This window comes from Allobosea sp. 01N443 (assembly GCF_056399325.1).
Genome location: NZ_JBFTRC010000389.1, coordinates 1 through 1,212, shown reverse-complemented (window position 1 = coordinate 1,212; position 1,212 = coordinate 1). Strand labels below are relative to the sequence as shown.

Here is a 1,212-nt window from a genome sequence, read left to right as displayed (position 1 = left end):
TCCGAGCAGGCCGTTGCCGAGATCGACCGTCAGGTTCGCCATGATCGCCGACATGTCGAGCGTGTCGATGCCCGTGCCGCCGTCGCTGTCATCGCCGAAATAGACGTCGTTGCCGTCACCGATCGCAGCCACGAACACGTCATTGCCCGCACCCGCCACCACGGTGTCGTCGCCGGCCCCGGCCGTGATCCGGTCGTCGCCCGTGCCACCGAAGATCCGGTCGTTGCCGGCCTCGCCATCGATCAGGTCGTTGCCGGCCCCGCCAAGCAGCACGTCGTCGCCGGCTCCGCCGAAGACCACGTCGCGGCCCTCCCCGGCATCAACGAAGTCGTTGCCGTCGCCCGCCGAGATCGTGTCGTTGCCGCCCGCTCCGATCAGGACATCGTCGCCGCCCTGGCCGATCAGGTTGTCCGCCCCAGACGCCCCGAGCAACACGTCCGCCTCGGGCATACCGACCAGAACCAGTCCGGCGTCCGGCTGCGTTGTCTCGCCGGTTCCGCCGCCATTGCCGGTCTCGGTGCCGGTGCCGCAACTCCCGCCGTCGCCGTTCCCGGTCCCATTGCCGCCGCCGCCACCGCCGTTCTCGGTCTCGTTGCCGGAACCGCTGCCGCCGCCATTCTCCGTCTCGCTGCCGGAGCCGGAGCCGCCGCCATTCTCCGTCTCGTTACCTGAGCCAGAGCCGCCGCCATTCTCGGATTCGTTGCCGGAGCTGCTGCCGCCGCCGTTCTCCGTCTCGTTGCCGGTGCCGCCGCCGCCGCCATTCTCCGTCTCGTTGCCGGTGCCGCCGCCGCCGCCATTCTCGGTCTCGTTGCCGGTGCCGCCGCCACCGCCGTTCTCGGTCTCGTTGCCCGAGACGCCGCCGCTCCCGTTACCGGTGCCGATGCCGCCATCATCGACGACGACGGTCTCGAAGATGTTCTCCGGCAGATTGGCCAGGCTGGTATTGCGGGCGATGATGTCCGAGAACTCCTGGCCCTCGATGAAATTTTCGTAGAAGTCGAAATTCTCGACCCGGTCGAGATAGTAGAACCGGTCGGCCTCCTGCAGGCGATCGAACTGCTCCTGCAGCACGACCCAGAAGGTCTGCCCGACCATGCCGCCATTGATATGCGTCTCGGCAAGGCCACCGACCCAGAGATCGACCCGGTCGATCCCCTTCACGATGCCGGTGCCGTCGGCCTGGATGGCCACGCTGATATTCGAGTTGATCGC

At 67.8% G+C, this 1,212-nt stretch carries 1 protein-coding gene; it reads right to left on the bottom strand.

Going from position 1 to position 1,212, the window contains the following annotated elements; translation table 11 throughout:
• On the bottom strand, positions 1-1,212 hold a 1,212-nt coding region (locus tag AC1DRP_RS36600; RefSeq protein WP_476771141.1), incomplete at both ends, for a calcium-binding protein.